Below are 25,974 nucleotides of genomic sequence, written 5' to 3' on the forward strand. Positions count from 1 at the left end.
CATCCAGGAATAGTACGGAGAGCCGTGCATGTACCGACCGGATACCCAGTTAACCAAGCCAACGATACCGCTTCTGCAGAACACCATCGCAAGCCTATATGCTAGCACTCGGTAACCGGATAGAAGCGCCTGCTCGTCCCTCTTAGGAAGCGCCTCAAGGTAGTACCCATCAATAGCAACATCGTTAGTCGCCGAGAGAAACGCCATCACGATAAATATAGCGGCTATCGCATGTAGATAGAGCTCAGGATCTGGGGCCGTTGCCGCAATAAATGAGAGCCCCCCGATAACACAGGTCAGAACACCGATCAGAGCCTGCAGAGTAATCTGCCATGCTCGCTTCGTGCCCCAACCATCTAGAATCGGAGCCCAGAGGAACTTTAGGTTCCACGGAATTCCGAGGTAATTAAGGTATCCAAGATACCGCTCCTTAACCCCGAGCTGTGTGAAAAACACGCTGGAAAGTATCCGTACCACCATGTACGGCAAGCCCTCGGCAAAGTAGGTCGTATTGACCCACAGGATAGTCCTACCCGAGGGTTTTGAAGGGGGCACTGGCATCTTTTGCAAATTAAGCTGCGTCTATTTAGTTCGTCCTAGAAGTTGTTCCAGATATGCTGGTTTGAAACCTCGTGGTGATAAATCACCTCGCTGGTCTTAACCCGCGCGCCCAATTCCTTTGGACAACGATCGGCAGAGGCGACCTTACGCTCAACGAACTTCTCCTTCGGAATCTCGCCAAGCATCTCAGTTACATAATCGCTCGCCTTACAGAGTCGAATAGCATCGTAGATGTTTCCTGGCAGAAGGCGGGTGCGTGAACGACGGTTCTCTGTTACCTGTTGATCGTTCTTTGGTCCCCGTAGTCCAGTGTGCAGGATAGAAAGAAAGGTCAGGTATGGATTGGCATCCGGAGCGACCGTACGAACCTCGATGCGAGCCGACTTAGCGTTGCCTAGTGGGATACGAACCATCGAGGTGCGATCAACCGGCGAGGAGCGGATCTGATTTGGCGCCTCAAAGTTCGGATCGAGTCTGCGATATGCATTAACGCTTGAATTTATGATCAAGCAGATATCGTTTGCGTTGTTGAGCAATCGATCAATAAAGTCCCACGCTGGCGCAGCGAGTCCATCCTCACCTGCCGGATCGTAGAAGATGTTTTTCCCCTTCTGCGAAAGCGATAGATTGGTATGCATCCCGCTACCATTGATGCCTGCGATCGGCTTCGGTAGGAAACAGGCGGTTAGTCCAGAATTAGCGGCGATCTGACGCGCGGTCAATTTATAGAGCTGCACCTGATCGGCTGCAAGCAGCGCATCGCAGTAGGTATAGTTAAGCTCAAACTGTGAAGGCGCAACCTCAGGATGATCCTTCTCGTTTTCGAACGCCATGGCGCGTTGCGCCTCCGCCAGCGAGTCGATAAATATCTTAAGGGGATCTTTTGGAAGGGAGCTATAGTACCCACTACCAGAGACAAGCTTAAAACCTGCGAGGTCGCTAAAACTTTGCTCAGCATCGCGCCCATCAAAGAGAAACCCTTCGCACTCTACAGCTATGTTCGCCGTAATTCCCTGCCCGGTATAAAGATCATCACTGAAGGCTTTTAGGCGGCTACGCATATCGGACATGTAGCCACGTCCATCACGATCCTTAATTAAGCTGAATACCATCACCTTGCCTGGCCCGAAGACATCACTCGGCAGCCAGCGAAACGATCCCCAATCGATCTCAAGTCTAAGGTCGGACTCCTTTACAACCGAGAATCCACGCACAGAGGAGCCGTCGAAGGTAAGATTATCGTACGACTTAACGAGATATTTCTTGTCGTAGTCGAGCATGTGTAAGCGGCCCTCAATGTCTGTAAAACAGACCGTGACCGCCTTAATGCGCTTCTCTTCCTGCAGATACTTGAGATAGTACTCCCGCAGCTCATTCTCACAGGTGCGGTGTTCCACCTTCTCCTTGGCCTCGAGGTTAAGCTGCTCTAATTCGTCGTAGGAAATTTCAAGGAAGTTTCTCAAGCTGATATCCATGCAACCTCGTTTAATACTAGACACTCTAATAGCTAACCTTATTTAGCATCATCAAGGGCTAAATTTCTAGATGTATAGCATACTAAGCGGTGTTCTACTGTACAAAACGGCATATCTAGAGCGCGAGGGATTCCATCTCACTTCCGCTCTGCGCATCAACAAAGATTATCGTTTTAATTCCCTCAAGGCGCGCTTCGGTCGCCGCTTTACGCAACCCAGAGAAGAACTTCTCCTTCGCAAAGGGTGGCATCTGCTGCATCGGAAAGTCTCTAAAGATAAGTCTTAAAGATCCGCCCGTACTAGCCTCATGCTGCACAAACTTAGGTCCAGCTATCGGATTAGCTCGTACGATAGCGATAAAGCCATCTATGCCAACCTTAACTGGTTGCGGCACCGCCCCCTGCCCCTGTTGCACCTTAGTTCCGCGCACAGCAGATGCTACCGGTTGGTCAGCCGCCCCATCAAGCGAGCTAACGAAGGCCGAGAAGCGCGCACGCGCATCATCGGAGGGCGCAAGCTTTAGAGCGCCAACCCCTAGCTCCTTAGCTTTCGGCGTATCCCCACTCTGGGCATACGTTATGGCGAGATACGCCATGGCTGGAAAGTTGTTCGGATCGCTCTTAAGAACCGAGTTCAGCTCCGTAATAGAATCATCAAAACGCCCAAGAAAGGTCAGGGTACTGGCGTAACGGGCACGTGCTCCGAGATCCTGGGGCTCTAATTTCAGGTAGCGCTCATAAAAATCGAGTGACTTTGTAAAAGCTCTCTGATCAAAGGAGACATCGGCCATCATTACAAGAGCGCCTGGATCGTTCGGCGCAAGCTTTAGAATCTTCCCGAGCACATCGATCGCCTCAAAAACCAGCGGGCTTGAAGCGCCAGGATCTGCGCGGAGCTTATCTCCAAGCATTCCAGCAAATACTCTAAGCTTTGCCAGATCATCAGGCGTTGCCTCGATCTCGCTGCGCATCTTAGCTATCTGCGGATCGTCGGTATATTGCTGACTCTGGGTCTGCGCATGCGCTGTAACCTGCGTTGTAGCCGCCGCACGGGGTGGCTGCCTAGTGATCTGCAAGGCTATGCCAACAGATAATAGCACAGCTACAACTCCACCTAGCGCTATCCAATAGCCGCGCGGTCGCTTTGTCAGGCTACTGCCGCAGGAGGGACAGAACCGCATTATAGCTGTGACATTTACCCCACACTGCCGACACACTGTTATATTAGATTCCATTCCTATTCTCCGATAGTTACAGTGCATAGAATCAACTATTTGACACTAAAGATCCAGCTCTGCATCCGTAGTGTCAAAGAACGCATCACTTAATTGCGGCCCTCATAATGGCCGTGATATCAAAGGACTACATGAAGCTTCTGTGTGAGGATTTGCCGTGACTATAAATGCGTCCCCCTGTTCAGCTCGAACTCCGCGTAACCGCGACCCGAAAAGCATGTCCCTAGTTATCCCCTGTTATAACGAGGAGGAGGTCCTGCCGGAGCTGTACCGCAGACTTAAGGAGCTGGTCTCCGGTTATACCTTTCCGATCGAGGTTCTGCTAATTGATGACGGCAGCAAAGACTCCACATGGCAAATGATCGGCTCCTATGCGCAGGAGTCGTGCTTTATCAAAGCGATCCGCCTGGCTCGAAACTTTGGTCACCAAACCGCTATTACCTGTGGGTTAGATCAAACGCAGGGCGAGGTAGTTATTATCCTTGATGCCGATCTTCAGGATCCGCCTGAGCTGATTCCATTAATGATCAAAGATTGGCAAGACGGCTACGACGTCGTGTACGGACAACGCCGTCAACGCATGGGGGAGCCCCTTTCTAAGAAGCTTTTTGCTTTTGCTTTTTACCGCATCTTTGAACAGGTTGCCGGACTTAAAGTGCCTCGTGATACAGGAGATTTTCGCTTAATGGATCGTCGCGCTGTTAATGCGCTGCAGTCGATGCGTGAGCGCCACCGTTTTGTGCGCGGCATGGTATCGTGGATTGGCCACCACCAGAAGGCGCTCATGTACGATCGTCCTGAGCGTTTTGCGGGAGTCACCAAGTATCCCTTCAGGAAATCGTTGTTTCTGGCGATCGATGCGATCACCTCATTTACCTTTGCGCCTCTGCGCATCGCCTCCTACCTGGGGGTTGCCACCTCAGCACTGGCGTTCCTCTATATATTCGTGATCCTTATCCTTAAGGCGCGCGGGATAAACTTCCCTGGCTATACCTCTATCATGGCCTCAATACTGCTCCTTGGTGGTGTGCAACTTACGGTACTAGGAATCCTCGGAGAGTACGTCGGCAGGATCTTCGAGCAGGGACAGAAGAGACCGCTTTACCTAATCGATCAGATCCAGGGCGAGCCACTTGCGAACAACACAGCAAACGACACAGCGGCGCTACAACAGAGAGCCTCTTAGGCTATCGCCACAAAGAAATGGATATAATTTTTAAATTTTTTTACTACTAAAAACAGAGCTATGAGGATAGAACGTATGACTCCAAAACAGGTGGCGATTATCGGGGGCGGCTTCGGCGCTCTCTCAGCCGCACTAGATCTAAGCCGCGCAGGTTGCCAGGTAACTATTTACGAGATGGACTCCGATATTGGAGGACTCGCAGGAACCTTTGAGCTAATGCCGGGCATTCGGGCAGAGAAGTTTTACCACCACTGGTTTACATCCGACGTAGATATACTAGATTTGATTGACGAACTTGGACTGGCGCATCTAAAGCGCTATGTGTCCTCAAATACCGGACTCTACTACGCCAATTCGGTCTTCCGACTTGCTAGTCCACTTGACCTGCTGAAGTTCACAGGACTACCCCTGATTGACAGAATCCGTACCGGCTTTATGGCGCTAATAGCCCGTCGTATCAACGACTGGCGCAAGCTTGAGCATATCTCGGCCGAGGACTGGCTTGTAAAGATCGGCGGAAAGAGGGCTTACAACGCCATCTGGAAGCCCCTCATGCAGGGCAAGTTCGGCGCTGAGGCGCCGAACGTCTCGGCGGTCTGGATGTGGAACAAGCTCAAGCTGCGTGGTTCTAGCCGCAATAAGAAGGGAAGCGAGAGCCTGGTCTACTTCGGCGGAGGATTTGGAGCTTTAACGGATGGCATTCGCAAAGCACTTGAGGAGCGCGGTGTTACTATTAAGCTTAACACCCGCGTTCGTTCCGTGATCGTAGAGAACGGCGTAGCTGTCGGAGTTGAAACTGATGCAGGCCGCGAGATGGCGGATGTAGTGCTCTCTACCACAGCACTACCGCAGTTTCTTCAGATGACCCCCGCCCTGCCCGCTGATTACCGCGCCCGTTGTGAGGAGATTAGGTTTTTAGGGAATAGTTGCCTAGTATTAAGGCTTAATCGCTCTCTATCTAGTACCTATTGGCTTAACGTAGCCGATCCCTCATTCCCATTTGTTGGGATTATCGAGCACACCAATCTCGACCCGAAGGAGAACTATAACGGCGATCATATCGTATATCTTTCAAAGTACCTGCCAACGAGTGAGGCGTTATTTTCATTCACCCCTGATGAGATGTACGAGTACTGTATCCCATATATCCAGAAGATATTTCCGCAATTTGATCGCTCCTGGGTACTCTCACACCACGTTTGGAAGGCACACTATAGCCAGCCGGTGATCACTAAGGGATATTCGAAACTGATTCCAGACTTCAAGACTCCATTGGAGTCCTTGTGGATCTGCAATATGGCTCAGATTTATCCTGAGGATAGAGGAACCAACTATGCGGTGCGTTATGGCCGCCGGGTTGCTCAGCAGATCCTGAATGAAATTTCAAACGGTCAGGTTGAGCAGTCCGAAGATAACTGCATAGTCGAAAATAGAAGCAACGTAGCATAAATATAGCGGAAAGATCCGCGCCGTACACCGCTGAGAACGATGGCATTACCTATGAATAACAAAGTAACCAAAAACCAAGCAAGCGCTCAAACAGGCGCCGCAGATTCAGCTCCTATAACCACAGAGTCTCAGGGCTGGACATCCTTCTTTCTTGCCAGGGAGTGGGTCTTATTCTCACTAATCCTGGTGCTGGGACTGCTTTTGCGCTGGCTCCTGCTTGATATGCGCCCATACCACCACGATGAGTCGCTACACGGCATGTACGGTCGCTACTTCTACGATTTCCCGAATAGTAACTTCTACAAGTACGACCCGATGCTGCACGGCCCGATGCTCTATAACTGCATGCGCTTTATTTACGCCATGTTTGGAGACTCCTTATGGGCGGCTCGCACCCCCGTTTGCATAATGGGGACGCTCTTTATGTTTTTGCCCTTCGTATTCAGGTCATACTTCAAGCGTTCTACCGTTTTAATCCTGACAGCTGCCGTCGCACTCTCGCCAACCTTAGTTTATTGGTCGAGATTCCTGCGTGAGGACTACTGGGTTGTTTCTGGCATGCTCTTTACGGTGTACGGATTTACGATCGCCCCTAAACCTCTCAAAGCCTTCTTTGTTATGTTTGGTATCACGATTCAGTGGTGCACCAAGGAGAACGTCTTTGTATCGCTAGCCATCTTAGTTGGATACTTCATCTTTGAAGCCCTTTTTCAATGGCTAGTTATGGGCGAGAAAGACACCCTAGCTCACCGTGCTGGAAGGTATATTGCGGCTCACATCTGGGAGACCGTGCTGGGGTTCGTAGTGTGTGCCATTATCTACTGTTGGTTCTACGGCGCTGGATTTCGCTATCCAGAGGGAATTATCAAGGGTCTCGGTGGCGCTGCTATCGACTACTGGGGCGCGCATCACAAGATGGAGCGTATTAAGGGCCCCTTTAACTTTCACCTCTATGTAACGGCTTGGTATGAGCTGCCATTCTTCGTAGCGTTCCTGACCCATGTAGCGCTCTTCTATAAACGAGCCCGTGCCGAGATTCAGTTCTGCGCTCTACTGGTTTTTGCAGGGACGGTGCTAGCGTGTCTCGTAACCGATGCCAATACAATCCAGGAAAACAAACTGTGGCAGTTCTTTAAACTAAAGGATCACCTCGACATAGTGGGCCTCTCTCTGCTCTTTTTTCACGCTCCATTCGTTACGATTCAGCATCTGCTTCGCCGCGAAAGAGGCTTAGCTGCTGCGGGGTACTTCTTTACCGCTACATTTTTCTCTTACAGCTATCTAGGCGAGAAGGTGCCTTGGCTCTCGATGTATCCCCTGGTCTTTGGGCTGCCATACCTGGCGCTCTTCTTTCAGGATTACTTTACAAAGTATCCAATTAACTACGCAGCCTACCCGGTTAGAAAGGCGCTCTTATGGGTCGGAACAATTTCGATGATACTTGGTATTATCTTCGTGCTTGAGCAGTGGGGCTTAAAAGAGGAGCGCTTCTCCCTTGAAAATAGGGTGTTTATTCTCTTTGGGGTTCTCTTAGTTGCCTGTGCGATGGCCGATCTCTTTGATAACTTCCTTGGTCATATACACCTTGGCCGGTGGTTGACCATAATAGCCATTATATTCTCCCTACGGGCTGCCGTACAAACCAACTACGTCTACGCTGGCAAGGAGACGGAGTACCTCAGTCAGGTTCATACAACCTACGAGTTGGCCGAGACCGCCAAGCAGATTATCGACGAAGCTACCTTTGAGCGGAATGCATATCGGCCCAAGGTTTATGCCACGGGAGAAACAACCTGGCCCCTGACCTGGTACTTTAGAAATATTCCCCAGGAGTATAAGTTCTCTATCAAGCCCGAAGAGATACCGAATTTTAGTTATATCTACCTAAGCTGGAAGGAGAATCCTGAAGCCGGATATATCCCGGCTGGCTTCTACTCCCGTCGCATTAATCTGCGTGGCTGGTGGGTACCTGACTTTAAGAAGGTAACCCTCAAGAAGTTTCTGCGTTACTCAGTCAATCACTATCCGTGGAGCGATTCTGGCTTCTCCTACGCAACCTTCCTGGTTGCTAAGGAGACGGCGAAGTTTAAGGACTAGCGTTTAAGAACTACAGTTTAAGCGCTCGCGCAAGATACGGGGCTGTTTTCTAGGCAATCCATGTTGCTCGATCAGGAGTGCCCCCGTACCAATGTGTGTAAGAGATGACCCTCTTTCCTCAATACCTCAAACAAGGCGATAATCATAAAACATGAAAACTACCAAATATTTTGAGTTCCGTAGGACACTTCCAGATAGGGAACTGATACTTAACGAATGGATTGAAGAGGTTCTCAAAAATCCGAGTAGAAAGAAAGTGCAAGATGATGGTAGAATTAGACTCTGGGGGAAAGTTGCTCAGGCTGGCGACAAATACCTCCGAGTTATCATACTTGAGGATGGCCAGACCGTGCATAACGCTTTTTTTGATAGAAGCTATAAGGAGTAACACTCAGTGAAAGTCAGATATTTTGAAGACACAGATACCCTCTATATTGAATTAAGTGATAGAGAGCCAGCAAAGACAGAAGATCTTAATGATAATGTCATGCTTGAGCTTGATAAAGATGGCAAAGTTGTTGGCTTGACGATTGAACATGCCAAAGAAGCGAAAGGGAAACTTGAATTCTCTTATGAAACAATTGCCGCCTGAGTTTTTCTCCCCATTTTCACCCGTATGCATCAGAAGCCTTGGAAAAAGATCGCCTCGGCAGATGAAAACCATGCATTATCAGCTCTAAAGCGTTTTCGGACAGACAGAGGCAAAACAGGACTAGCAAGTAACCCCGTACCACTGTGTGCTTACCAATATGTGTTACCAATGTGTGTTCACGTCGCAATCAGGGCATTAGCCCGGGCTCCCGTGCTGGAAGCCGCGCAATCGTTAATAGATCCGCAAGAGTGGCAATAACGTGCTTCGGATTCAAATTCATGCATTCACCCGCATCACCGTAACCATAAGAAGCCCAGCAGCTAACAGCGCCAATATTATCCGCGAAAAGAATGTCAGTCGCTGTGTCGCCCACAACGATTGTCTGGTCAGTCGGAATCTCACGGAATGCACTGGCAATGTGTGTTTCATACAAGTCAGCTGATGGCTTCGTGTGACACACTTGGTCGGCCGCGAGCACTACATCGAAACATCCAGTAATTTGGAGCTTGTCTAGCAATGGATACAAGCCCACACTCCCTTTGTTGCTGACCAGAACGTTTTTTATCCCATTGCGTTTAAAGGTTGTCAGAACCCTTTCAGCACCATCGAATAGATTTGTATATTGCGATGACACTTCTACGTACATTTCACGGTATGCACGAACTACCATCGGAATCTCTGCCTCTGGACAACGGGAGGCTGTTAAGATCCTGATGGATTCTTCGAGGGTTTTTCCTACGGTTGCTCTGAGCTCGTCACGAGAAGGCGTGTCATAACCGAACCGCTTAAGCGCATACTGCATACACACTGCGATTCCGTCGATGGAGGACACAAGTGTGCCGTCAAAATCGAATATGGCAAGCTTGACGTTATTCATAAAAGAGATCATCCTTCGATCCGATACCGTTTCACAACTCCGTTGAAAATGTATTCCCCAGCTCTCTTAACACTACTTACACAATCTATCAGCTCACCTTACGACACTTCTGATATCGCAAAACTTCTCGGATAGATATCCCTTAACTTACTGGCCGTGGGACGGGGTTACTTTCTAGACAATCGCAATCAAGGTTGATCGACCAGGAGTAGCCAAGTTCCGATGTGTTCACAAACCAACTTACTAGGTTTTACTTGCGTTAAAATCAGCTAACCATTTGTTATTACACGCTATGCTAACCATCTACTACTCCTATAAAAAGTCGTGGATCATGTGCCATAAATAGCGTGTATTCTTGGCTTATGTACCAAGGACTTTGTAAGCCGCTAGCAAGTAACAGTTTTCTCCTACTACCCAACCTGATAAAGCGTATAATCTCTATCGTGCGTAACCTGCGTAAAGCAGGAGTAGTCCTTACTTGAAGCACCCGAGTACCTTTTGTTCTCAAGCGTACCAACGACGATGTAGCGAATCTGCTCCCGCTCTGCGATCGCTTTGCGTACAGCGCAATCGGCTTCATTATAGATCTCGATGGTAATCTTGCCACGACGCCCGGTCTCCCCATGATTCTTGGTAAGAAGGCCAACGTGATTTATCCACCCGATATAGCACGGCTGACCCGCTAAGGTTGATACGAAGCTGGTATAGCTATAGGGATTACCCTGCGCCTCAAGCACACGGCCGTGCGGCTTATCGCGCAGTACCCTAATAATCGTAGCGGACCCTGGATGTTCCTTATCCGGAATTCCAAGCCCCTCGCTCCACCGTTGCGGTGACCTCTGCTCTATCTTCCTCATCGGCAGGGTATGGGTATACAAACGAGCCGATCCTATCAGCACCACAACCCCCAAGAATCCGGCGATTGCAGCCGGCAACCCAGGGGCGATATAGTTAAGCCGCTCGCGGTATTGCACATAAACTCTATGGGACAATCCAACGGCAGCGAGTCCAAGTAGTCCCCAGGCCGTTGTATAGACCTTAAAGATGGTGTTCATGCGCTCGTTGTCTCCTCCGTAGGAGTCGTTAAGGAAGGCTATCTCAGGCAAGAGCAGCAGCCCTAGGCTACAGATAACAAGCCCCTCGCTAAAGATAACGCGCCAGGTAGGCTCCCTACGCTTCTCAGTAAAGAGCCTTAGGAGCTGCAATCCGATCAGAACGTAGATAAAGAGCGCTGCTTTTTCGTAAAGCAACGTTACCGCCATAAAAATAAATATAAAGAGGGTAGAGAGCGATAGCTCGAACAATAATATGGTCGCAACTGAGAGGAAAAATAGATGGAACCCCCAGTGTGTAAAGAGCTCTCCAATCGTTGTAAGAAAAACGGGCTCTCGTACGAACTCTAGCTTTCCGCCCTCACCGGAGGAGATATGGTTACTTGATAGTATAAGTGCTGCAAAGATTACGGTCCATGATGCCACTACTATCAGATCAAAGCTGCGGCCAATGGCCTTGATGCTGCGCTCAAAGAAACGGGCCTTCCAGGGAAACAGTGCTGCGGCAAAGGCAGTCGAAAAAAGGAGCGCCGTAAGGCTCTTCCCCCACTGATCTGGTGTGCGCAAAAGATTGGCGATAAAGGCCCCCACTACAACAACGAATAGCAGCGTAATCCCTCTAACCATTTCGAAGTCCGCTAATTCGCGCACCGACATAAAGAGATCTTTATACCACTCAGAATGGAGTACTATCCAAGCAACTAGGCCGAACATGATGGCGGTACCTAACCACATCGGAACCTCCCAGGCGTTACTGCCGACTAGGAAGAGCGCGGCTGCCAGTACGAAAGTTACGGCGTGCAGGGCACGGCTTGAAACAGAGCTAGCGCTAGTAACTATGTAGTAGAGTATCAATATAAAGAACGGCAACGCTGCCAGGTTTAAAAAATGGGGGTGCGCATCTCCAAGCAGGAACGACCAAGCCGGAAATTCATCAATCGCACCACGAATTACGCGCGAAGGTCCCCACCAACCCTCATCAGGAACGAAGCCGCCCTTCTCGGCTCGTTTCCATCCCATTACACCGGCGATATTTGAACCAAACGGCAAAACGACGGACGCAAAAGTTGCGAGCAACCCTGAACCACCAATAACAACACGCACAACCTGAAAGATAACGGCGCTGTAAAAAGCCAATGAGAAGGCTAATATCGTATGGTATGCATCCCAGGCAGGAATATACAGCAGTGCGCTAAGCATCGCTCCAAATCGGTACCAGAATACGTAGTAATTGAGCGTTGCGCCCTCCATCCACGGCTCACGTGGTACAACGGGCGAGTCGATCGCCGATGTCAGTAGAGCGTAATCGCGTAGACGCTCCCCCATCGAAATAAAATCTGGCCACATTAGGCACATCCAATAGGCCGAGATAAACACCACGGCGAACATTAAGAGGGGATAGAACTCTGCCCTTAAGATCTTTCTCTGACGCTTGCCAAAGATGTAGCCGGTTAGGGCGAACACCCATACAAATGCAACCAGATATAGCGCTGCTTGCGGCCAACCTGTGCCGACTACAACACCTAGCGAGAGTAGGATACGCGCCAGCAGGAACTTTAACAGCGGTGCTAGAAGTAACGTAGCAAAAACAAACTCAAAGATCGGTGCGGCAAAGAAGCAACCAATAACGCCCAGCAGGGCGACAAGCAGGAGGGTGTTCATCTATTAAATCCACTCATATACGACGGGTTAAACTTGGAAAGGTAGGTGCGGTAGATATCGGTTTTGCCGAACGATGCCACCTTCGTAAAGATCTCCGGATGTTCATCAAACTTGGACAGAATGAGCGGGCGATAGCTTGTTCTCTCAATCGCACCTATCACAACAAAATCTACGCCGTACTGCGCCAGGTATCCCTTGGTAAGCTCTAGATCTTCACTGGTATAAATTGTACGAATCGCCTTTTTTCTAACGGGGACCTCCACGTCTGATAGGCCACGTTGCCTAACGTGATGCTCCCAACCCATCACGGTGGGAAGCCCTGTATGCATGGCGATACGGGTGAACTCACGATAGCTATCACCCTGCGCCTCTACGATTACTGCGATGCCCTTAACATTTTTATTCAGCCATGCGATCGCTTGGGCATCATCGCGGTATATGTCCATATCCGGAAGATAGGCGAGGCCATCTAGAGTATAGTGACGCTTAGGAGCTCGATCTAACGTTACCGTTGCCCAAATATTAAAGGCAGTCCCTAGCAGGATTAAGGTAGCGAAGATGGCAGGTACCGCGGTGGCGCATCGTCGAACTCTTCGCCCACCGTAAAGCCCTAGCATTTGAAAGGCGTAGTACGCACAGACTAGAGTTGAAATACCCGCCAAGATCCAGACCGCCATATACCCTTTAAAGAGGGTGTTCATGCGGTCAAGGAGATAAAATAGCTCCAGCATAACGATCAAAAATGCAGCGAAGCTAACAAATATACAGACAAGCTTCTTCTCATCTGAGTCGTAACGCGCCCATAGTGCAAGATAAGCACCAGCTACAACGATTGCGCAGTATAGAACTGTGCCCCACGGTTGATGTCCGATACCTTTAGAGATACTAAGCAGAAGCGGCAACACCGTTACCATGAACAGGAGTGCGGCAAGTAGATAATTCGGTACAGAGAACTTTTTCGCTTTAGGTGTGCGTAATAAAGCGATAACTGAGATCGAGAGCAGCGTTCCAACCATCCAGTAACCAAGCACCCGCAGAAGCTTCAGGAACGAGTTAAACTCAGGGTGATAGACCCAGCCCCAGCCCCCTGCTGGCCTGAAGTTAGCGCCGAGCCTATATAGATAGACAGCTAACCATGCGCATACGCCGATAATAAGCGCGTCCCAGAGAAAGGCGCCCGCGCGGGTAAAGAGCGTTACGAGCGCTATCTCTCCAAGGCTCTTGGTTCCATCTGTATGGTTTGGTGGCGTCCAAAAAAGCGGAATACGGGCCGTTACGACTAGGATTCCGACCACCGCACCAAAGGTAATAAAATCCCAGGTATTGATACCGAAAAGGGCTCCTACCATGCAGCCAAGTAGGGCGCGCAAAAAGGCACCGTGTAACGAATACCGGCTAGCCCCATCAAGAAAGACAAGTGCTGCTAAACCAAGCACAGTTACCGCAAATGGAATCGCTATAACGTGCGCATGCAGGTCTGCAAATAGCAGCGACCAGGAGGTGTATTCAAGAAAACAGGGTGCCGTAAAAACGCGCGTTGAGGCCCAGAAGGTATCGAAGTTAATCTTCTTCCCGTCGACAAATACGAGCCGTAGCACCTCAGGATCGCTCGCTAGAACCAGAAAAGCTGCGCCGTAGGCTGCAAATGACTTTGCGCGTGTAAGTAGGAGCAGCAGCCCAAATAGCGACGATCCGATCAGGCCGGCTATGGTTGAAATAGCGAGGTTATATCCAACTGCAACCGATATTCCGGTTAGCTTGAGGAGTGCTGCGATAAAATAGATCCCTAGATAATAGTAGCTCATCGAGCTCCCTGCTGCCCACGGATCCTGTGGCGGCAGGTGATCGTTCCTAACGAAGAAGTTAAGGAGCGTTGAGTCCATCGGCTTCTCGCCCCAGAAGATCTCCGGGTTAAAAAACCTAACAATTGCGAAAAATAGAGTCAGGCCCAGGAAAACACCCTCTACAGGCACGGCAAAACGCCTCAGCAGTTCGCGCAGTTCGCGCATTGAGAGTAGCCCACGAGCATATCCGATATAGCCGGCGAATATAAGCACAACAAAGGTCAGAATAATGATGCTGTTGCCCTCGCCCGCAAGTCCCCACAGGGTTAAAAGCCAACACAACCCAGAAAAAACGAAGACCCCGCATACCTTAGATAAGCCGTACCCACGGTCGGGTGCCTTAGGGGCCATCCAGGCGATATAGGGCAACACAGCAAAGCTGAGCACCTCAAGCACAAGGAGCCAGAGTAGGAGATCTAACAAACCAAGGTTTTGCACAATAGAAAGCTATACTAGACGATTAACTTCATTCTGTATCTGTACCGTAAGGTCCTTATCACACGCTACCCCCATTATTTGGGTAACCATGTTATCCGGGTAGACCCAGTAAATAGTTATGCAACACCCACGCCCCTCTAAATGTGGCAACTTCAGCTCTTGTGTTACACTTCGCCTATGCCACTTGTTGAATCTACATTTAAGCCTAGCGCTATCGTTAGAAACGCAACGCTACAGACCGTCCTACCATCGATCGCACGTCGTACTGCAATGCAGCCCTTCTTTCGCGAGATACTGGAGCTAGCAGATGGCGATATGCTTGAGCTCGACTGGCTCCGTTCTAATCAAACTACCCTCGCAGTTATTAATCATGGACTTGAGGGCTCAACCAAAAGTAGCTATGTACGGGGCATGGCGCACGCCCTGCAGTTAGCGGGCTTTGATGTGCTGGCCTGGAATATGCGGGGATGTGGCAGCGCGCGCAACCGACTCGCCACTTGGTATCATAGTGGTCAGAGCGACGACCTGCGTGCCGTCCTGGCTTATGCGCACTCAAAACATATTGGCCCTATAGTTCTGATCGGTTTTAGCGTCGGGGGGAATATCCTTCTTAAGTATCTGGGAGAGGAGCGCCGTAGCATCTCTCCCCGTATTAAGGCCGCTGTGGCCATCTCTGTACCGATGGATCTGCGCGGCTCCGCCGATGTATTGGCAAAACCTTCTAACGCCCTCTACATGCGCTATCTCTTAAAGCCGCTCCGGTCTCGTATGATAGAGAAGGCCGCTCGATTTCCAGAGCTGTTTAATCTTAGCGGTCTTTCAGAGATGCGTACCTTTAGAGAGTTCGACGCTCGCTTTACAGCTCCTCTGCACGGCTTTGACTCCGTTGATCACTACTGGGATAGCTGCAGCTCAAAGCATTATCTTGCTGGCATCTCAATCCCCACCCTGGCTGTCAGCGCCCTGGACGATCCATTTCTATCCCCTGAATGCTTCCCATCTGAAGAGGCCCGTTCAAGTCGCTCCCTCTATCTTGAGACCCCGCAACACGGCGGCCATGTTGGGTTCATCTCCTCCCTTAATCTCCGTACAACTTGGACCGAGGAGCGAACTGTTCAGTTTCTTGCTAACCCCTTGTAACAACTCAGATAAGCAATATAATTACCCCTCTTAAGGCACACTTTACTCGCACATATGAATAAGATTATAAAACAGTGTAACATTAGGCATTAAAGGGCCTCCACGGATTAGAGAATATTGTTATGCCAGAGGTAGTTCCACCTAATATTAAACCAGTTGCTGCGGGTGATATTTTTTCGCGCCTCGTTAACCCTACGGTTGCGGCACTTGCGTTAATGCTTGGAGAGGGGTGCGCTGCGCATAGACCAAACACTGGGGCACTTATAGGGCAATTACCCTCATTATCCATGGCCGAGCGCCAGGCTGCGGCCCGTTCTGCTGACCTTGCTCGTGAGCGCGAATACGCCTTTAACGTCGCCCACAGTCTCGGCATGAATAACGTCGTATACCTTGCCTCCAACGGCGAGCTTAGCACCTCCTTTAAAGAGGTCTTGGGAGCCTCCGGAACAACTCAAGGTTTGCTCTCATTTGAGATGAGCGTCAAAGAAAATGGTAGCGTGCTTAATTTTAGGATGCGAGATCTAGAGCTCTGGAAGGAGGCTCAAGCAATCACGCTCCGCGAGAGGCCCATGCTAGGCGTTCTCTTTGATCTTAGCGGTAAGGTCGTAGCCCCAAACAACCCTAACATAAAGATCGACCCAGTAGCGCCGTTTAAATCCCCTGCTAAGCATGGCGCAGGCTCTTCATTTAGTCGCTAAGCACGTAACTATAATCGGGCCATAATTGAGGATCCTAATAGATGGGCGGAGGGTCCAGGTTGGTGTAAGAATTGCTTCCTACACCAACCTATAACCTTCTCTACATGGCTCTTGGTCGATATGCCCAGACTAGTACGGAGATACCCGCAACTCCCAAGCCTACCGACAACAGAACCGCTTGAAAACCGAACGCCTCTGCAGCATACCCGAGCCTCAGATTGACGACTCCATAGAGCGCTGTTGCCAACGCCCCCTGAATCGACGATACGGTTGCTCGGATATGTGACGGTGTCTGGTGGTGCAACGCACTACTAAAGACAACCGGCACCGCTCCTCGACATACCTGGTGTAACGCTCCAAAGAGAAACCCCCAGGATACAAGCAGTAGACCGAACAACATGTGGCCAAGCACCAGACAGATCGCAAACCCCACAAAGATGCTAGATAGCACCGAGTGAGTGTTTTTGAACCGCCTGGCCGCAAGCGACGCAACTGCGGCTACGAGCTGATAGAACGCAAAAATCCTACCCTGCTCCTTAACCGACCATCCAGAGCCCGCGAAGTAGATCGGATAGAACCAAACTACAAGCCACGAACCTACCCCTAGAACGCTCCACGCTACGATAATCCATCGTAACTTAAAGTTCTCTAGGATACAGAAACGAAACACCCCTGCTAGTTGCCTGACGCTCACCAAACGCTTCTCCTTGATTGTCGGCGGCTCCTTTAGGGTAAAGACCAGCAAAAGCTGGAGTACCATAAAGCTCGCTGAAACCAGGAACGGCAAGCGCTCGTTAATCTCGACAAGGAACCCGCTACTCAAGTTAGCAAGAGCGCTGACAACGAACATGCCAGCAGCCCCCCATGCAGCCCAGCACGCGAAGCTCTTGCTCTCTTTACGAACCACGAGGGTATCGTAGAGCAGCGCTCCATCCGCACCGGCCGTAAAGGCCATACCAACACCGAGCAGGATCTCCGCCGTTAGAAACTCCCCAAAGGAGCTTCCATAGGCATAGATCAGATCTCCTACGAGACACAGCGCCACACCGATCATGAGACACGCCTTGCGGCTTTTAACATCTGCCAGATATCCCGTAGGGATAATGCAGAGCGCTAAAGTGACAGCGAACGCCCCTTGCAGAAACCAGATCATGCCGGGCGTCAGCCCGTACTTAACCCAGTACGGCATGAGCATCGGCATAACGATCCCCATCACACCACTGAGCGTTGCAATAGCAACGCACACCGGCAGATTCCACCACAAGCGCCCACGAGAACGCATAGAAAGAACACACAACTTAAACATTTTAACCTCCTTAGTTACTGAACACCTACGCCCAGTTAACGAGTTGAATGTTGTTGGTTTATAATTAGCGCTAAGAATACGGCCCTATGGAATAAAGGGCCCGCTTTCGGATAGAAACCGCTCTGAATATAAGTATGTATGGATAGGGAAACTAGTTAGCTGGACGCAGGGGATAGGAAACTTCTACTCGTATTCAATTGTGCGAAGGGGTTAGTGTGGCCTGTGCGATCTCCGGTTTTGGCCCGATATCCGGTATTAGCCAGATCTCCGGTATTAGATAGACCGCCCACATAGGTCGCCTGGCCCGCATAGCCGTGACTAATCACAGTTGCGGGCACGACCCTACGAACCCCTGAAAAGGGCATCGCTTTGGGCGCATCGACACAGGTTATAGAAGTAAAAAACGATCTCATGTTGGATAGTGTAGCACACTCTGAACTGCTATGGGGGAAATATTTCAGATTTAAAAGCCTCTATACTATTGAGCCTGGTAGTCAGATCGAAGACATCTATAAATTAGATTTCTAGCCCTATACGAAGCGCTCAAAGATAGAATCTGAGAGCGCGATTCCCTTCTCAGTGAGCTTAATTGCATCCCCCTCTTCCTGAATGAAGCTGCCCTCTTGAAGCTGCTCTATAAGCTCGCCGTAGTGCACTGCATAAGGCTCACCGAAGTAGCGCTCGAAGGCCAACTTTGAGACCCCCTCTGACCGGCGTAGCCCTAGATAAAAGAACTCGAAGCTCAGGGCCTTACTGTCTAGGGTCTCACGCCACGAGAGCGCCGAGCCCGCAGCAACGCGCTTCATATACTCTGCGGGCAAAGCGAAGGTACTCCAGCGATCGGCACTGACCCGTTGCTCCCCGTTATAGGTCGCTACATAGCTGTGTGCACCGGCACCGATGCCGAGATAGTCCTGCCCAACCCAGTAGGCGCTATTATGAACACTCTCGTAATTATGTTTGGTATAATTACTGATCTCGTAGCGCTTAAATCCGGCGGCGGCTAGATCGTGTGGAATAATACGGAGCATCTCCACTACATCATCCTCAGGTGGCATGTGTAGTAGCCCACGCCGCTCTCGCTGAAAAAATGGAGTACCCTGCTCAATCGTGAGCGCATAAGTTGAAAGGTGCGTGATGGGGAGCGCCACTGCGCATGCAAGGTCATAGCGGAGCTGATCGATGCTCTGCTCAGGAACTCCGAAGATAATATCGATACTTACGTTTGAAATCCCTGCAGCTACCGCCATTCCTACAGCGTTGCTTGCATCCTCTGCGGAGTGATCCCTACCGAGCAACTTAAGGCGCGCAGCGTCAAAGGACTGCACGCCGAAACTTATCCGATTTACTCCATTCGAACGGTAGCCTTCATAACGTGCACGTTCAGGTTGCGATGGATTCGCTTCTAATGTGACCTCAGCATCGCAATCGAGCGCGAAGAGCTCTCCTGCATAACTGATAATCCTTCCTATAGCCTCCGGACTAAGGAGTGAGGGCGTTCCTCCTCCAAAAAATATCGAACGTATCGGCCTGGTAATAAAGCGCGCATCTGCCCTGTAAGACGAGAGCTCCCTACATAGCGCATCGACATACTCAAGCTCCGGAAGAGCTGGCGTAGCGTAGGTGTTAAAATCGCAGTACGGGCACTTCTTAGAGCAGAACGGCACATGAATATAGAGCGAGAACGGGCGCTCAATCATCGCCGTGAGGCTTTGCGGCGAGCCTTTCTCTGAGCCTCCAGTCGAGTACGCTCATCCTCAGGCAATCGCTGCCCACCTACTGACTGCTCAGGCTGCTCTGTATCCTCCCCCTCCTCGACCTCAGTACCGTGCGTAAGCTGCATCTGCTTCTCACGCTCGGCGTGTCGGCGGCGCTCCTCTTCGATATGTGCCACGACCTGCTCTACCGCGGGAACGTCGTGATACATAAGACGGCGCACCGCGTTGGTCTTCATCTCCTCAAGCATCGCTTGAAAGAGCACAAAGCCCTCCTTCTGATACTCATGGAGCGGATTCTTCTGGGCATAGCCGCGTAGTCCGATACCCTCTCTCAGATAGTCCATCTCCTGCAGGTGCTGCCTCCAGTGAGAATCAACCCCCTCAAGCATCGTATCCTGCTCAACAAACTCAAACCCTATTAAGGTACCCTGCTCAATTGCACCCCGATTAAGCTGTGGCGCAACCCCGATGGCGCTCAGTCCGACAAGTTTTGCGCTCTGCTCGGCCGCGTGACCTTCATAAAGCTCTCGTGCTCGCTCGCGCAGAGTGTCAAAGACCGACTGCTGATCGAGGCTAAGCTCGCTTGGAAACTCAAACTCACGCCCAGTAATAAACTTAAAGTGCTCTGCTAGCTTGGCCAGGTCCCAATCCATCGGCTTGCTGCGTTGATCGCATATATTCTGAACTGAGGCCTCTATCAGGTCGTCCAGGATCTCAATAATCTCTGCGCGCACCCCCTCATTACGAAGAATTCGCGCGCGCAGATTATAGATCACCTGCCGCTGCTTATTCATAACGTCATCGTATTCAGTGACGTGCTTACGGCTCTCAAAGTGCATCGCCTCAACACGCTTTTGCGCGCCCTCTATGGTGCGACTCATCAGGGAGTTATCGAGCGCCATGCCCTCCTCCCAACCCATACGAGACATAAGTTGTTGTAGCCGTTCGCCCTGAAAGCGGACCATCAGATCGTCTTCAAGTGAGATGTAGAATCGAGATTCGCCCGGGTCTCCTTGACGGCCTGCACGACCCCGCAGCTGGTTATCGATACGTCTTGATTCGTGTCGCTCCGTGCCCATTACAAACAGGCCGCCCGCCTCAACTACTCGTTGATGCTCCTGCTTGCAGCTCTCTTGATGACGCACCAAGGCCTGCTGAAAAGCCACGTCGTTTGGATCGCGGGTCTTAGCCTCAGAAGCTGCTAGGAACTCAGGATTTCCTCCAAGCAAGATATCCGTACCGCGTCCCGCCATATTGGTTGAGATCGTAACCGCGCCAAAGCTGCCAGCTTGCGCAATAATCTCAGCCTCTCGTTGATGTTGCTTGGCGTTTAGCACGTTGTGCGGAACGTTATTAGCGGTCAGCATTTTAGAGAGGTGCTCACTCTGATCTATACTGATAGTACCAACCAGGATCGGCTGACCTTTAGCGTGAATCTCGGCGATATCGTGCACAACTGCGTCGTATTTTTCACGACGAGACCTATAAACCAGATCAACGTGGTTGCGACGAAGCATGTTACGGTTGGTCGGAATAAGCGCAACCTCAAGGGTATATATCTGCTTAAACTCTGCTGCCTCCGTGTCTGCTGTACCGGTCATACCGCCGAGCTTCTCGTACATGCGGAAATAGTTCTGAAAGGTAATCGAAGCGAGTGTTTGGTTTTCGCGCGCTACCTGCACACCCTCCTTGGCCTCAATCGCTTGATGTAGCCCGTTTGACCAGCGGCGCCCAGGCATCAGACGTCCGGTAAACTCATCAACGATAATGACCTGCCCATTCTGGACCACATAATCAACATCGCGCTCAAATGATGTGTGCGCGCGTAGCGCTTGGGTCAGATGGTGCAGAGCCTCTATGTTCGATGGATCGTAGAGATTATCAACGCCGAGTAATCGCTCAGCGTTCTTGATTCCGCTCTCGGTCATATTGGGCTGTTTACTCTTAAGATCCATCTCAAAATCGCTACCTTTAACCAGGTGCGGTACGATCTTATTAATCTGCAGGTATTTATCGGTCGACTCCTCAGCTGGCCCCGATATGATGAGTGGAGTACGCGCCTCATCGATTAGGATTGAATCTACTTCGTCAACTATTGCGAAGTAGTGCCCACGCTGCATCATCTCGCTCGCCGAGAACTTCATATTATCGCGCAGGTAGTCGAATCCGAACTCGTTATTCTGTCCGTAAGTTATATCGGCATCGTATGCCAGCTTCTTCTCCTCCTCGTTCATGCCGTGATAGACACAGCCAACCGAGAGGCCCAAAAATGTATGAATCCTACCCATCCACTCAGCATCACGTTTAGCGAGGTAGTCGTTGACGGTTACAACGTGCACCCCCTTGCCAGTTAGCGCATTAAGATAGGAGGGCAACGTCGCTACGAGGGTCTTGCCCTCTCCGGTCCTCATCTCAGCGATCATATTTTTATGCAGAATTGCGCCACCGATAAGCTGCACATCGAAGTGCCGCATGCCAACCACACGACGGCTGGCTTCACGCACAACCGCAAAGGCTTCCGGTAAAAGAGAATCGATCGTCTCTCCGTTGGCGAGCCGCTCCTTAAAGAGCGTAGTCTGAGCACGGAGATCTTCATCGCTCATCGGCTCAAACGTGCGCTCGAGATCGTTAATCTTCATGACGACCGGCTTAAGGGACTTGAGGATACGATCGTTACGAGTGCCGAATATCTTTTTTGCCAGGTAAACTAACATAATTGGTAACTAGTCAGCATATTCCATAAATATTCGCATACGGTAATGACACTCAATAGCCCCTAAGGGGCCGATTTGCGGAGCAAATCGGGGGTGAAAACATTAACTGGTCACAAAATCTGCCGTCCCCGATCAGGGGACGACCAATCGAATTACCTATGAAACTTCGAACTACGGTGACCAGTTACCATAATTGCACTTGGGTGCTATCCACGGCTCAACGCCTTTTAGGAGTATCTTCAATAGCCTATAGAAGGTACGAACGAAAGATCTACCTACTTTACTGACACGTCCCCTTCTCGCTTTACTATAGAGCACACGGCCCAAGGTGTAAAAGGGGGTCAGATTTACGCGGCCGAGCTTTGCTCGCTACTTTAAGTAACTTAAAGTATCTTGCGCCCCACTTCTTGATTTCTAGGAGCCAAGGCTCCAGGCCAATACCGCCTTGGCCACATGGAGTCGACTCTCCGCTTGGTCAAATACGATCGATTGAGCTGAATCGATCACCTCATCTGTAACCTCCTCTCCCCTATGAGCTGGCAAACAATGCATAAACTTCACGTGAACAGGGGCCTTTACCATCAGATCTCTATTAACCTGATAGCCCTTAAAGGCTTCGAGACGAGCAGCCCTCTGATCCTCCTGCCCCATCGAGATAAATGTATCGGTGTAGACGATATCGGCGTCCTCAATTACGGCGCTCGGCTCCCTTACGAACTCAATCGATTGCTCATTATTAACACGTAATGAATGCGTGGCCTCCTGCTCCCTAATCGGTACCTCGTAGCCAGCCGGACTCGCCACCGCCACACTATGCCCACGCATCACACAGGCCTGAACCAGGGATGTAGCAACGTTATTACCGTCCCCGATATAGGAAACCTTCAGCCCACTGCCTCTACGTGCAGAGAATTGCTCCATAGTTACAACATCTGCAATGGCCTGACACGGATGGTGCTGATCGCATAAGGCATTAATAACCGGAACCTTCACCGCCGCGCTCAAAAGAGCGATGGTCTCATGTCGAAAAACACGGGCTATGATCACATCACAGAACCTCTCAATATTGCGACCGATATCAGGCACAGACTCTCGGCCGGCCTGATTTCCTCCACTCGCAAAGATCTGCTCACTAGAGAGAAAGATCGGATGGCCACCCAAGGCAGCGGTTGCAACTTCAAAACTTACCTTAGTTCGAAGTGAGGGCTTCTCAAACACAAGCGCCACAAAGCGCCCCGCCAAGGGGAGAGACTCGGATATGCCCTGCGAACGCCCGACTCGAAAACGATCCGCCATCTCAATAATAGAGTTAAGCTCCTTTACAGAGAGATCTGAGATCTTCGTTATACCTTTCATAGCCCTCCCAGAGATTCTATAGTGACAGCACGATACCGCTATAACGATGATATGCAATCACTATTCAATGCAATCTTAGCTAATTACTACCCACCCAAAAGATACTCGTGGCACCCAAGTCAACTATATATCACTTTTCAATCGATCTCTCAGATATGGACCGCGGGGTATATCAGAGCCTTAAGTTGCCGGTAGCGTTACACCCCTCGGAAAGCCCTGAATTTATGCTCACAAGGGTTCTGGCATGGGCCCTTGAATTCGAAGAGGGTATAGCTTTCTCCCCCGGGGTCGGCTCACCAGAGGAACCAACGCTCTCAATCAAGGCGCTGGACGGCACTTATAACAGCTGGATCGAGATCGGAGCACCAGACTCAGAGCGACTTCATAAAGCGACTAAAATAGCTAAGCGTGTGGCGGTATACTGCCACCGCTCTGCTGATAACGTATTTCAGCAGTTGCTGCAAAAACAGATCTATAGAGGTGCGGAAGTTCCCCTATATTCATTCGAAGAGGGCTTTATCAGCTTACTGGTCAGAGCGTTAGAGCGCAGAAATAAAATGAGCGTATCACGCAGCGATCAGACCATCTACGTCGCTCTTAACGGCCAGGATCTTTCCTCCCATATTATGGAAAGAAGGCTTGCCTGAGATCTACTACCCGTCCTTAACTCCGCGCTAGGTGGGCCCTTTAATTAAACCCAGGAAACTCCTGCTTATGCCGCTGTAAGATCGGCAACGCTTTTTCAATTAGGGGCTCGATCTCACTATCACCTTCGGGTAACAGTTGTGCCAATGCGATAAGGGCTCGCGCATAACGCATCGAGGTAAGGTCATTACGACTCTCGAGTAACACCTTTAGCCCACGCATAGTCTGTTGAGATTCAACGAGTTTGCCGGCGTTGTACTGAGCTTTCCCAAGGCGCTCAAGCATAATGCTTTTAATGTTGAAATTAGCCAGCCCATCCATTCTCTCCATCGAGTCCATCTGACTCTGGATTATTTTACAGACACGCTCAGGGTCTTGCTCCATGTTTGCAAGCTGCGCCTCAACATCTCTCACCTTGAGGAGCACCCCCTCCGCAAACTTCGAAGGAAGGTTGGAAATAGTATCATACGCTAGGTTTAGATATTCCCTCGCTCGTTCAGTATTGGTATCGGCTCGCAGATAGACGCATACCAAACTAGCTAGAATCGATCCCTCGACGCATGCTCGCTCAATACCCTGTAGCTCTCTCGCCTCGCACAACAACTTTTCTAGCTCCTGACAGGCTCCCTGCAGATCCCCGCCGAAGGCCTTCTCAGCGACAGAGGTCTCGGCTCGCAAAAGCAGTCTATGCTGCGCTGGCATATTGCTAACTAAATCTGCAATAGAGGCAAGAACCTCTCTCGCTTCCGCATGCAGGTTACGTGAACCGTACAACATCGTTAATGTATCGGCCGACTGCATAGCCTCATTGTCATAGCCCTCTTGCAGGCAGATATCGAGACTCACTCTAAGCATATTCTCAGCCGCTTCAAATTCATTGAGCTCAACAAGGGTCTCTGCTAGGGCGATCCTTATTTCTACCGCCTGCGGAGAGGAGTCTCCTTGTTGCTCAACAATTTCGCGCAGTAACTTAGTACGGAGAGCTCGGGCCTCAGCGAAATCGCCCGCCTTATGTGCCATGGCAGCGACCTTGAGCCTAATAATTGTAGTAGTTTCAGGTGGCTCTCCGTTGGTCTCAGCTGTAAGCAAAGCCTCTCTCACTAGAAGCCCGGCCATCTTAAATCTCCCCTCCGCTTCCTCATCTGCAGAGGCTTCAACCAGCATCTCTACAAGCTCAGATCTACTCTCTTTAGGAACTATTGAGATGGTATTAAAGAGCTGCACCATAAAGCGCCCGTGCGTTACTAGATCGCCCTCCCTACTAGCTAAATTAGCTTGCCCTATCAACACATGCTTCTCCAAAAGGGAGTTGGGTGCATGTCTCTCTACCCAATATCCAACATAGCTCCACAAAGAACGTGCTTCATCAAATCTCCCGAGCTTTCCTAGTATCTCGGCTTTTAAAGTCCGCAACTTATGGAGTTCCTCCATCGGAGTAGATTGGTTAGTAGCACGCAGCTGAATCGTCTCTGTTAAGTAACGCTCCGCATCTACTACCTCACCATAAACATTAAGCATGTAGGCGGCCTGCTCCCGTACATCTGCACGCAGCGCATTGCTCGATATCGCCGAAGTATCAGAGATCTCAACTGCTCGCATAATGCAGTTTAGGGCTCTGCCACTGTTATAGCCCCGGAGCTCCTTCAATGCTGTCTGAAGGAGTCTACCGATCTCTTCTATATGGGACACCGCCTCTGATGCAGGCTTGCTGATTGATGAATCCGGTCGTTTATTATCGCCTTTTTGTGGAAACATAGTGTTATAATTATACAGAATCTTGCCTTAAATTGCGAACTAGCTCGCCTCTTAACGCTTTAAAAAGACCGATTCGAACTATAAACTGTCACTATTCATAGTGCTTTACAGCAGTATACGTTAATACTTATAGGAGCCGGTCTTTGTACGTAACCGCCCCCTTTCTTGTCGTCCC

General features: G+C 50.3%; 19 protein-coding genes. 8 read left to right on the forward strand and 11 right to left on the reverse strand.

The features are described from left to right. The 3 genes from NTV65_02175 to NTV65_02185 all read right to left on the reverse strand — a co-directional run. A partial coding sequence (locus NTV65_02175; protein MCX6114009.1) for a hypothetical protein occupies positions 1 to 555 on the reverse strand: 555 nt, incomplete at its 3' end. Positions 556 to 596: 41 nt separating this feature from the next. After that, on the reverse strand, positions 597 to 2,036 hold the full coding sequence (locus tag NTV65_02180; protein MCX6114010.1) for a glutamine synthetase family protein: 1,440 nt from the start codon (positions 2,034 to 2,036) through the stop codon (positions 597 to 599). A gap of 115 nt (positions 2,037 to 2,151) precedes the next feature. Next, positions 2,152 to 3,270 (reverse strand): tetratricopeptide repeat protein, encoded by a 1,119-nt coding sequence (locus tag NTV65_02185; GenBank protein MCX6114011.1) that lies wholly within the window; start codon positions 3,268 to 3,270, stop codon positions 2,152 to 2,154. Between the two features lie 157 nt (positions 3,271 to 3,427). Here NTV65_02185 and NTV65_02190 point away from each other — a divergent pair, with 157 nt between their 5' ends. From NTV65_02190 to NTV65_02210, 5 genes are all read left to right on the forward strand, one after another. Then, entirely contained in the window at positions 3,428 to 4,456 is a 1,029-nt protein-coding gene (locus tag NTV65_02190) for a glycosyltransferase family 2 protein (protein MCX6114012.1), read from the forward strand. A gap of 75 nt (positions 4,457 to 4,531) precedes the next feature. Next, positions 4,532 to 5,905 (forward strand): NAD(P)/FAD-dependent oxidoreductase, encoded by a 1,374-nt coding sequence (locus tag NTV65_02195; GenBank protein MCX6114013.1) that lies wholly within the window; start codon positions 4,532 to 4,534, stop codon positions 5,903 to 5,905. A 51-nt stretch (positions 5,906 to 5,956) separates the two neighbouring features. Next, entirely contained in the window at positions 5,957 to 8,002 is a 2,046-nt protein-coding gene (locus NTV65_02200; protein ID MCX6114014.1) for a TIGR03663 family protein, read from the forward strand. 151 nt (positions 8,003 to 8,153) lie between these two features. Continuing rightward, positions 8,154 to 8,390, forward strand: coding sequence for a hypothetical protein (locus NTV65_02205; GenBank protein MCX6114015.1), 237 nt, complete (start codon positions 8,154 to 8,156; stop codon positions 8,388 to 8,390). Positions 8,391 to 8,396: 6 nt separating this feature from the next. Then, positions 8,397 to 8,594 (forward strand): DUF2283 domain-containing protein, encoded by a 198-nt coding sequence (locus tag NTV65_02210; GenBank protein ID MCX6114016.1) that lies wholly within the window; start codon positions 8,397 to 8,399, stop codon positions 8,592 to 8,594. Between the two features lie 187 nt (positions 8,595 to 8,781). Here NTV65_02210 and NTV65_02215 read toward each other — a convergent pair whose 3' ends face one another. The 3 genes from NTV65_02215 to NTV65_02225 form a co-directional block, all read right to left on the reverse strand. Further along, positions 8,782 to 9,471: an HAD family hydrolase gene (locus NTV65_02215; GenBank protein ID MCX6114017.1), complete on the reverse strand. Its 690-nt coding sequence runs from the start codon at positions 9,469 to 9,471 to the stop codon at positions 8,782 to 8,784. Between the two features lie 410 nt (positions 9,472 to 9,881). After that, positions 9,882 to 12,185, reverse strand: a complete 2,304-nt coding sequence (locus NTV65_02220) for a DUF2298 domain-containing protein (protein MCX6114018.1) — start codon at positions 12,183 to 12,185, stop codon at positions 9,882 to 9,884. Next, positions 12,182 to 14,467: a DUF2298 domain-containing protein gene (locus tag NTV65_02225; protein ID MCX6114019.1), complete on the reverse strand. Its 2,286-nt coding sequence runs from the start codon at positions 14,465 to 14,467 to the stop codon at positions 12,182 to 12,184. Before NTV65_02225 ends, NTV65_02220 begins: the two co-directional genes overlap by 4 nt. A 177-nt stretch (positions 14,468 to 14,644) precedes the next feature. Here NTV65_02225 and NTV65_02230 point away from each other — a divergent pair, with 177 nt between their 5' ends. Continuing rightward, positions 14,645 to 15,607 (forward strand): alpha/beta fold hydrolase, encoded by a 963-nt coding sequence (locus NTV65_02230; GenBank protein ID MCX6114020.1) that lies wholly within the window; start codon positions 14,645 to 14,647, stop codon positions 15,605 to 15,607. A 122-nt stretch (positions 15,608 to 15,729) separates the two neighbouring features. Then, complete coding sequence (locus tag NTV65_02235; GenBank protein MCX6114021.1) at positions 15,730 to 16,305, forward strand: hypothetical protein; 576 nt, start codon at positions 15,730 to 15,732, stop codon at positions 16,303 to 16,305. A gap of 100 nt (positions 16,306 to 16,405) precedes the next feature. On the opposite strand, the gene NTV65_02240 is transcribed toward NTV65_02235, so the two are convergent. The 4 genes from NTV65_02240 to argF form a co-directional block, all read right to left on the reverse strand. Continuing rightward, positions 16,406 to 17,611 (reverse strand): MFS transporter, encoded by a 1,206-nt coding sequence (locus NTV65_02240; GenBank protein MCX6114022.1) that lies wholly within the window; start codon positions 17,609 to 17,611, stop codon positions 16,406 to 16,408. 530 nt (positions 17,612 to 18,141) lie between these two features. Further along, the gene (gene hemW / locus NTV65_02245; GenBank protein ID MCX6114023.1) at positions 18,142 to 19,311 is read right to left on the reverse strand and encodes a radical SAM family heme chaperone HemW; all 1,170 of its coding nucleotides are present in this window, start codon (positions 19,309 to 19,311) and stop codon (positions 18,142 to 18,144) included. Next, positions 19,308 to 22,043 carry a preprotein translocase subunit SecA gene (gene secA / locus NTV65_02250; GenBank protein MCX6114024.1) on the reverse strand — a complete coding sequence of 912 codons (2,736 nt, stop codon included), beginning with the start codon at positions 22,041 to 22,043 and terminating at the stop codon, positions 19,308 to 19,310. The genes hemW and secA overlap by 4 nt, the downstream gene beginning before the upstream one ends. A gap of 414 nt (positions 22,044 to 22,457) precedes the next feature. Next, a complete protein-coding gene (gene argF, locus NTV65_02255) occupies positions 22,458 to 23,399 on the reverse strand; it encodes an ornithine carbamoyltransferase (protein MCX6114025.1) in 942 nt (313 codons plus the stop codon). A 107-nt stretch (positions 23,400 to 23,506) separates the two neighbouring features. Between argF and NTV65_02260 the strand changes: the two genes are divergently transcribed. Continuing rightward, positions 23,507 to 24,046, forward strand: coding sequence for a YaeQ family protein (locus NTV65_02260; GenBank protein MCX6114026.1), 540 nt, complete (start codon positions 23,507 to 23,509; stop codon positions 24,044 to 24,046). A gap of 40 nt (positions 24,047 to 24,086) precedes the next feature. Here NTV65_02260 and NTV65_02265 read toward each other — a convergent pair whose 3' ends face one another. After that, positions 24,087 to 25,799, reverse strand: a complete 1,713-nt coding sequence (locus NTV65_02265) for a tetratricopeptide repeat protein (GenBank protein ID MCX6114027.1) — start codon at positions 25,797 to 25,799, stop codon at positions 24,087 to 24,089. Positions 25,800 to 25,974 lie beyond the last annotated feature (175 nt).

The organism is Pseudomonadota bacterium (assembly GCA_026390555.1).
GTDB lineage: Bacteria > Bdellovibrionota_C > UBA2361 > UBA2361 > OMII01 > OMII01.